We start from the raw sequence: 8,487 nt of genomic DNA on the forward strand, positions 1-8,487 counted from the left end.
CCGCGTACTTCGATTTCTACAACGCGCGCCGGCCCCATCAGTCGCACGACGGGCGCACGCCGGACATGGTCTACTTCGCCACGCTGCCGGCGATGAAGGAGGCTGCCTGATGGGTTGAACCATGAGTACATGGCTCAACCGGGGCGCCTCCGGCGGCCTGGCAGGGGCCTTGAAGATTGAAAGAATCAAACCGCAGCCAATCCACTTAACTCAGGTCGATGCGTGTTCAGACGACCGGAGCCGGTTCTTTTTCGGCGGGAAGTCAGGAGTTCGGCAGGAAGTTCAAGGACGGTTTCAATTGCTCATCGATTGATGCAGATCACTTGACGAAATCGATAGCCGGTACTGGACATCGCCGCCGATCCGGTTTCGCCGCGCGCTTTACGGCCGAGGATGTAGCCTTTTCGATTACAAGTGGCGAGTCCGGAAAGATCGTCGGGTCTCTCTCTACAAGAACGGTCGCTACCTTACGGGGAATATCGCGCCGCGCCGGGGCATGCTGATCGTCGATGAAGTTCACCACCTTCTGGGTATGCGTCCGGCGAACCCGTCTTGACGACGGGCACGGCAGTCAGCGCGTGGCGGACTCTGTCTGCCAACGGTGTGGCAGCAAGTCATCGATCCGGCTTGCCGGATGGGTCGGCAGCCGCTCGAGGACATCCTTCAGGTACGCATAGGGATCATGCCCGTTGATGCGTGCCGAGTGGACCAAGCTCATGATCGCTGCGGCGCGCTTGCCCGCTCGCAGGCTGCCGGCGAACAGCCAATTCGCTCTTCCAATTGCAATAGGGCGGATCTGGTTCTCAACCCAATTGTTCGAAATCGGCACGTCACCGTCCTCGATGTACCGCGTCAATGCCGGCCAGCGCTTCAGGCTGTAGTCGATCGCTTTGATCGTGGCTGAACCTGGCGGAACTTGCTGCCTCTGCAGGAGAAGCCATTTGTAGAGCAACGCGGCCACTCGACGCGACTTCCGCTTGCGAATTCGTCGTCGCTCGTCTGGGGGAAGGTCGCCGAGCTCCGCCTCAATCTTGAATAGCACCTGGAAGTACCGCAGCGCCTTCTCTCCGACCTTGCTGCTGTGGTTGAGCCACAGCTCGTGGAATTTTCGGCGCGCATGAGCCATGCAATTTGCAGCCGTTACGCCCTTCGCAATGCTCGCGTTGTAGCCCGAGAATCCGTCGGTGACGAGCGTTCCCTTCCAAGGCGTGTCGCCGTCCTGGCCGAGGAATCTGCGCACGTTCTCGCCGCTGCGCGTCTCGGCGAAGTTGAATACCACCGCCTTGGTCGAGTTGAAGGTGGTCGTGCAGAAGCTCCAGATGAAGGCCTTGTGGGTCTTCTTGTTGCCGGGCTTGAGCATGGCAACAGGCGTCTCGTCAGCGTGCAGAACGTCGTGGCGAAGCAGCTCGGCTTCCAGAGCGTCTACCAGCGGCTGCAGCTGTGCCCCGCATTCGCCCACCCACTGCGCTAATGTCGAGCGCGCGATGGCCATGCCGGCGCGCTGGAAGATGCGCTCCTGCCGGTACAGGGGCAGATGGTCCAGGAACTTGGCCACCAGCACCTGGGCCAGCAGGCCTGCGGTGGGGATGCCCTTGTCAATGATGTGCGCTGCCACGGGGGCCTGCACCAGCTTCTCGCAATGCGCGCAGGCCCACTTGCCGCGAACATGGTGCTCCACCGTGAACACGCCCGGCTCGTAGTCGAGCTTCTCGGAGACGTCCTGGCCGATGCGCTTCATCTGGCAACCGCAGCTGCACACGGTGCTCTCGGGTTCATGGCGCATCTCGCGCCGCGGCAGGTGCGCGGGCAGCGGTTGGCGCTTTGGCTGTTCCTTGTCCTTCTTGTCCTTGCCCTTGTTATTGGCGATGGCCCGTTCGATCTCCCCGGTGACTTCGGCGATGTCGCCATCGAGAGTCTCTTCCAGCAGGCTCCTCTGCTCGGCACTCAGGCCCGCCCTGAACTTCTCGCTCGTGGCGGCGAACTTCAGGCGCTTGAGCACCGCCATCTCGTGCGTGAGCTTGTCGATCAGGGTTTGTTTGAAGGCCGCCTCGCGTTGCGACCTCTCGAGTTCTACGGCCTTGTCGCGCAGTTGCTCGTCCTTGGCGGACAGCTCGCTCATCAGCGCCAGCATGGCTTGGCGCATCTGCTCCGGATCCAACGATTCCAATTGCTGGGAGGCGATCACGGAGGGTGATCGTGCCAGATGAATCACGCCAATGACATCGGCACATTCATCAATTGCGCATCGCTACAAAACTCGGATGATTCCAGCCTCGCCAACGCGTTGCCAGGGCAGTCCCAGAACGAGTGCATTGAGTTGCGGCCTGCTGAGCGACAGCGTCCCAGTCACGTCGTGTGGCCAGACGAACTTGCCGGCATTCAGTCGCCTGGCGGCTAACCACACGCCGATGCCATCGTGCACGAGGACCTTCATGCGGTTGGCGCGGCGGTTGGCAAACAGATAGGCGTGATGCGGGCGGGCTTCACCGAAGACCTTCACTACACGCCCCAATGCCGCTTCGGTGCCTGCGCGCATGTCCATCGGTTCGACCGCCAACCAGACGGCGTCGATGCGGATCACCGCAGCAACTCGCGCAGCCAGGTGCCGCACTCGCCAGCAAGTGCCGCCGGCCAGGTCACCACCACAGTCGTGGAGCCGCGCTTGACTTCCATGCGTATGTCGCTCGTCGTCGCGACCGGCGCGGGCAGTTGCAAGGCAACGAACGACGGGGCCTCGGGCTTCGCGCCGGGCAAGGCCTTGGGTGCTTTGCCTTCCGCCGTCCCGCCTGATGGCATCTCCGCGTCACGCACCCAACGGCGCAGCAGGTTCGCATTGATACCCAGAGACATCGCCACCGATGCCATCGAGACGCCGGGCCGCGCGGCCGAGGCGACTGCATTGGCCTTGAACTCGTCGCTATGCAGCCGGCGTCGCCGGCGATCGCCGGAAGCCTGAGGAGAGATAGTGTGCACGTGTCCACCAAGAGAGTTAGTGGATACGAGCATCCTTTGCTACTTCCGCAAATTCAAGATGGGTTCGCCGGACGCATACCCTTCTGGCCGGAAACTACCGCGAGCAGCGGGCTTCGTTGAACTTGCTCAAGTTCCTGGCAAATGACCTGAAGTTCAGCATCGTGGTGGTTGGCACCGCCGACGAGCCGCTGGCGTTGGCCTCGGATCCCCAGATGATCAGCCGATTCACGCCGTTCGAGATTCCGCGGTGGCGCGAGAGCGACGATCTTCGGCGGCTGCTGGGCGCCTTCGAGCGCGTACTCCCGTTGCGCAAGCCCTCGGACCTGATGCAACGGCCGATCGTTCAGTTCATTCTCGTTGCGAGCGGCGGACTGACGGGCGAGATCTCACGCCTGCTCAATGAAGCAGCGGCACTCGCGGTCCTCGATGGCTCGGAGCAGATTACGCTTGCCCATCTGGAACATGTCGCACTCGCTGATCAGTAACCACCGCCCGCTACCGTTCGCACCCAGGCCGTTCGAAGCCGAGGTGTTGGGTGGCTGGATTGGTCGCATCGCGGCGCGCTACAGAATGTCCGTGCAGGCGTTCGCGGCGACGTGCGAGCTCGACTGGGAGACACCGGACGGACGGGGGTGGCTACTGATGCCGAAGCTGCAGCAAAACATGGTGCCCCCCCTCGCGGCACTGACCAGGATCAGTAGACAAGGAATCAACGACATTCGGGTTCCGCCTCCCTGGGAAGGATCGAGGTCGAACTTCTGCTACTGCGCGCGGTGTGTGTTCCTGAATCCCCTGGACGTTGCAGCGCCGATCTGGCGGCGAGAGTGGCTCGACCAGCACCTGTCGGCGTGTCCGATCCACGGGGATGAGTTCCAGACGCTGCCAGCCGGTCGGGTGCTCGCGTGTAAGAACCTCGATAAGCTGCTTACGCTGGTGAGTCGCCAGGAACGCCAGCTACGCAACGGGACCATACCCAGGCGCGCTAGGAACTCGTTGTGAGCCTGGATAAGCTGGGCTTCGATGGCGGCTTTAGCTGCGCCTCGCTTGAGGTGACTGGGGTGACGAGCTCACCGAAAACCGGCGCCAGACGGCGGAACGAATAGACGTTCTCAAGATAGGTCGGGCTGACGAGTTGCTGCCCCACAATGCTGTCCTCCCCCTAAAGCGGCGGCTGGGTAAGGCGCCCTCCCGTACGGGAGTCGTAGATACCGAGCAGGCAAGTGCACTGTTGCCCAGCATGGTCGCGGACCTGTAGGCCGATCTGGTGAACTCCAGGTCCAAGCGACCGAACGTCTAGCGATCCGCCGCTGCGGTAGGTCGCGCCGCCGTCGATCAGCCACACGAGGTTTTCGCTGTCGAGCGCCCCTTCCTGCCGTGAGAATCCTTGGGCGAATAGCACTGGGCCCAAGGCCTCGCCCACGAAAAGCTCCGGAGGCTTGACCGGAACTTCGAAATAGCGGGTCTGAACGTACGAGGTGCGATAGCCATTAGTACCCAATACCTGAACCACACATCGCTTGCCCCCGGGCATCTCTCGCAAATCGAGGTAATAGTCGTTGACATTTAGGTTCACACCCGGCCTGACCCAGTTCCTACCGTCATGCGAGTAGCGCACGTAGAAAGTAATCGGGTATTCGGAATCACAAGGCGCCCAGCGCAGGTGTAGCACCCCGGAGGGATTGATGCAGGCATCCGCCCCCGGCGACAACAACGTGAAACACGGCCGATCTGTCGGCACACTCATCCGACCCAGAACGCGTTCGCCTCGCCGGATTTGGATGATTTGGGTCTGATCGTGGTACGGCAGGCGCGCAGTGAATGGCGCCCGCTGCTGTTCTTTCGCCAAGAAGCGCAATCTGACGGGCTCACTGACGAGAACCCTACCGCTGTAATCCAGGAAATCCACCCAGTGCTTGTCTTGGCGGTCCACGAACCTCGCCGACTGCATCCGCATGGCTGGGCTCTGAACTGCTCCGCCTTTTTCCGTTCGCAAGGCGAGATCCCAGTGGACCTCGCCTTCGCGTGAGAGTCGGCCGCGAACTCTGACGAAAGGTCCTGGAAACGCCCTACTCTCAATCAATCCGCACTCGTGCTCCTTCATTTCAGAACCCCTTGAAGGTATTGAACAGCTTGGTCCAGTCGTACGCGCTGATCCACTCGTTTTCATACGGCGGGGCACCGATGCTGCCGCAGTAACTCATGATGTCGCCATTGGTTGGCGGGAGCGCCGCTTGCCCGGCAGGATCGACACCAACTTCGCCCACCTGCCCGTTCGACGGGACAAAATTATCATCTGTATCGTCCGGGCCGCCACATGGAGCATGATCTAGGCCGTAGACATGACCTAGCTCGTGACCTACTGATTCCATGATGAACGACCATCCGAATGCCACGTTGTCACTCGGGCTCGAATCCCCCGTACGATTCAGTGGAAACGAGTTCGAAACCAATCCGTACAGCTTCTTGTAGTCCGCCGAGTCCTCCTGGATGTCTTCAAGATCGCCCAGGAAATCGTCCATACCGTCGAGGGTGGTCAGATCGCGATTCGCCGTGACCACTTCCGATCCCGGCAAGATCCAGTACTGAATCGCTTCCGCCGGATCGGTCGGAATCGGATAAATGAGCGGCAGTTGATTGACTGCTGCAAAGTACTGCTCCCGTGTGGGAGCCGAGGTGGTTGGCGTCTGCACGCGCACCATGAGAACGTTGAGTTTTCCCACCGGAGTAAAGGTCACGGTGGCCGCCTCTGGATTGCTCACGTTGGTCCCGACGGTGGCCTCCACGGTCAATGTCAACGTGCCTTTTGCTTGTTCTGGGGGAATCAGAAAGTTCAAAGTGTCGGTAAATTTCGTGGCGTCCACAGACGCGACGGGTTGCGCGGTAAACGAGGCAATCGGATTTAGAGTGAAGTTCCCGCCGCCGCTCACCGTCAAGGTTCCCGTGACATTTGGAACCTTGCCTCCGTTGATCGAAGGGTCGACCCCCGAGTCGATGTAAACCCGCACGAGGGTAAGCTTGCTCGCCACCAGGGGAACGGTGTTATCGGCGCCAAGGGCGGATCGAAAATGCTGGATCGCCTGTGTTACTTCCGCTCCTGCAATCGACAGATCGGGCTGCGGTGATGCGGGAAGGATGTCCACGCTCGCGTTGATGACGAAGCCTTGATTGCCGTTGTCTGTCAACGTCGGTCCAAACTGCCGCTGCCCCGCAGACCCCGGGTCGCTCGGATCCACCACGATCATCGCTGTGCCGAGTGCGTTCTCGTTGCTGCCTAATGAGGGCCAGTCCTGATCGTCATCCGCATAACCCTCGACGATGATCGCGGTAGGGCCGGTCATCAGCAGAGTCACTTCCGTGGGGTTCGGACTGTTGTCCAGGTTGTACGAATTGACTTCGTTTACGGTGTTGTTTCCGTTGTTCCAACGGAAGATCTCACGGTCAATGCCCGGGCCTTTCGCGCGGACATAGACGGCCATGTGCGTATCACCGCTTTCTTCATCCTCGTAAAGAATCAGGTTCTCGAACCTGAGTCGAACATTGGCTGCAGTCTGTGGAGCCACCACGGCAATGCCCACGTTCACCAGATACCCGGTGTTGTCGTTATCAGTTTTGGTCGGCCCGATGACTACCGATCCCAGCGTCGCGGGGACCCGTGGATCGAACGTGACGCTGGCGCTACCTAGCGAATTCTCGTTTGAGGCGGCTGTAGGCCAGTCTTGGTCGTCATCGGCATAGGCTTCCACGCCAATCGTCGCGAACGTGTCAAGTTCGAAGTCGATGACGCTGATGTTGCTCGGGTCATTGTTCAGGGGATAGTTGTTGGTTTCATTGACCTCACCGTTCCCATTGTTCCACCGGAATGTGCCGAGGACGTTGCCCCCGCTGTCACGCACAGTGGCGTACATCGCCATGTGAGTGCTGCCAGATTCCTCGTCCTCGAATAGCGTGAGGGAGCGGAACTCAATTCGGGTTCTGGGCACGTGAACCTCCTTTGCTACGGCATCCGTCAAACGGCTGCCTGTGGAACGCGGTAGCGTTCGCGGGCTTCCGGTAATTCGCCGGCATCGTGCTATCCGTCTCTCTAGCACTGCGAGGTTGCATCATCGCACCGCGGACCGCTACCGGACATCCCCACAAAGGGGGAAGTTACTCCTTCGCCAGGCGAGCGTAGGTTCGATTTCGACTGCCTGATGGCAGCCGCCCGTTTCTTTGGGGGCAGTGCTCCACCCCCGTCTGAGCAATGCAATCTCCTATATGGCCAAAGTCGAACCCGGAGATCGACAGTCGTGCGGTAAGCGGTAACGGAGCGGCGTTCTTCCGCCCGACCATGGTTGCTCGAACAATGGCTGCATCAGCATTGCATGGAGGCGATCATGGAAGCTACGAAGCCCGGACAGACACGTCGGCGTCCGAACGAACAGGCGTGGAAGGTGTTGATGAAGCGGTTCGACGGTGCGGCGATGACAGTTCAGGAGTTTTGTGCGCGTGAAGGGTTGAGCCCCAGCAGTTTCCGACTGTGGCGCTCGCGGTTGGGATCTCCACGTCGGCCGGTGTCGTCGGCCGTCTCAACGTCTGCGACGGGTGCGACATTGAAACCACCGTTCGTCGATCTGGGTTTGCTCGGCGCATCCGCGGTGCGCGATCACACCGCGGTGGACCTGCACATAGAGCTGGGCGGCGGCCGGCTCTGGTGCAAAGTTTGGGGGAAGCCGAGCGACGTCTACAGAGGGCCGCGCAGGTTATGCCGAAAGCACGGCATTCCAGATCGCGGGCGCAGCTTGGCCCCGAACATGCAGCCGACCGAGATTGAACTGACCCTTGCGAACTCGGTGCAGCAGCTCGACGCCGGCGATCGTCACCGCAGCACGGTCGAAGACCTTGAACCCCAGMATCGGGTTGATGCGTGACTTTACGCCCCGATGGTCTTGCTCGATCATGTTGTTACCTGGCATGCTTATCCCTCGCGCCTTCCCGGCGCAAGGTTCGATGCCTCGGCGGAGTATCGTCGCCGCACCGGGATAGGGGCGACGGGAGCATGTCTTGCGGGCAGGCCGGAGTACCTGATGAGCTGCGAGCTCGTGTTGTTAACTGGTTGCCCCTTCGATCTGCCCGGTTGCGCTGCGAGCGCGAATCCGTAAGTGTCGTGTTGCCCGCGAGCTTCCGCCGTGTGTCCATCACTGCAGGAGACGCCTATGAGAGTCATCGGTTTGGATGTTCATCGCAACTTTGCACAGGTCGCGATCCTCGAGAACGGCCTGATGAAGAATCATGGTCGCTTCGCCATGGCCCGTGATGCGGTGCTGACCTTTGCCGCGACGCTGACCAAGGAGGACGACGTCGTGCTGGAGGCGACCGGCAACACGGCGGTCATCGTTCGGCTGCTGACGCCCTTCGTACATCGCGTGRCCATCGCCAACCCGATGCAAGTGCGCGCAATCGCCTGGGCCAAGGTGAAGACTGACAAGATCGACGCCGCGACGCTCGCCCGCCTGCACGCGGCGCAGTTCCTGCCCG

At 60.8% G+C, this 8,487-nt stretch carries 7 protein-coding genes and 3 pseudogenes; 4 read left to right on the forward strand and 6 right to left on the reverse strand.

Annotated features, from left to right (window positions below; translation table 11 throughout):
* Positions 1-571: 571 nt before the first annotated feature.
* The 3 genes from tnpC to AC1DYD_RS40585 all read right to left on the reverse strand — a co-directional run bounded on the left by tnpC (position 572) and on the right by AC1DYD_RS40585 (position 3,006).
* The gene (gene tnpC, locus AC1DYD_RS40575; RefSeq protein WP_478178365.1) at positions 572-2,185 is read right to left on the reverse strand and encodes an IS66 family transposase; all 1,614 of its coding nucleotides are present in this window, start codon (positions 2,183-2,185) and stop codon (positions 572-574) included.
* 63 nt (positions 2,186-2,248) lie between these two features.
* Positions 2,249-2,581, reverse strand: coding sequence for an IS66 family insertion sequence element accessory protein TnpB (tnpB, locus tag AC1DYD_RS40580; RefSeq protein WP_478178366.1), 333 nt, complete (start codon positions 2,579-2,581; stop codon positions 2,249-2,251).
* Positions 2,578-3,006, reverse strand: coding sequence for a transposase (locus AC1DYD_RS40585; RefSeq protein ID WP_478178367.1), 429 nt, complete (start codon positions 3,004-3,006; stop codon positions 2,578-2,580). The genes tnpB and AC1DYD_RS40585 overlap by 4 nt, the downstream gene beginning before the upstream one ends.
* Before the next feature lie 50 nt (positions 3,007-3,056).
* On the opposite strand from AC1DYD_RS40585, the gene AC1DYD_RS40590 reads away from it, so the two are divergent.
* A complete protein-coding gene (locus AC1DYD_RS40590) occupies positions 3,057-3,458 on the forward strand; it encodes a TniB family NTP-binding protein (RefSeq protein ID WP_478178371.1) in 402 nt (133 codons plus the stop codon).
* Positions 3,421-3,972 carry a TniQ family protein gene (locus tag AC1DYD_RS40595; protein ID WP_478178368.1) on the forward strand — a complete coding sequence of 184 codons (552 nt, stop codon included), beginning with the start codon at positions 3,421-3,423 and terminating at the stop codon, positions 3,970-3,972. Before AC1DYD_RS40590 ends, AC1DYD_RS40595 begins: the two co-directional genes overlap by 38 nt.
* A 160-nt stretch (positions 3,973-4,132) precedes the next feature.
* Here the strand turns inward: AC1DYD_RS40595 and AC1DYD_RS40600 are convergent, their stop codons facing one another.
* Positions 4,133-4,903 (reverse strand): hypothetical protein, encoded by a 771-nt coding sequence (locus AC1DYD_RS40600; RefSeq protein ID WP_478178369.1) that lies wholly within the window; start codon positions 4,901-4,903, stop codon positions 4,133-4,135.
* A gap of 172 nt (positions 4,904-5,075) precedes the next feature.
* Positions 5,076-6,953 (reverse strand): hypothetical protein, encoded by a 1,878-nt coding sequence (locus tag AC1DYD_RS40605; protein ID WP_478178370.1) that lies wholly within the window; start codon positions 6,951-6,953, stop codon positions 5,076-5,078.
* A gap of 393 nt (positions 6,954-7,346) precedes the next feature.
* Between AC1DYD_RS40605 and tnpA the strand changes: the two are divergent.
* A pseudogene (gene tnpA, locus AC1DYD_RS40610) lies at positions 7,347-7,523 on the forward strand (IS66 family insertion sequence element accessory protein TnpA); the annotation flags it as partial.
* Positions 7,524-7,712: 189 nt separating this feature from the next.
* Here the strand turns inward: tnpA and AC1DYD_RS40615 are convergent.
* Positions 7,713-7,916, reverse strand: a pseudogene (locus AC1DYD_RS40615) (DDE-type integrase/transposase/recombinase); the annotation flags it as partial.
* A gap of 315 nt (positions 7,917-8,231) precedes the next feature.
* On the opposite strand from AC1DYD_RS40615, the pseudogene AC1DYD_RS40620 reads away from it, so the two are divergent.
* Positions 8,232-8,487, forward strand: a pseudogene (locus AC1DYD_RS40620) (IS110 family RNA-guided transposase); the annotation flags it as partial.

The sequence above is a fragment of the Variovorax sp. P4_B11 genome (assembly GCF_056402355.1).

What these genes read in the sequence shown, in the direction of transcription:
- AC1DYD_RS40585 (WP_478178367.1), bottom strand. Translation starts at nt 3,006, where the DNA reads ATGCTCGTATCCACTAACTCTCTTGGTGGACACGTGCACACTATCTCT.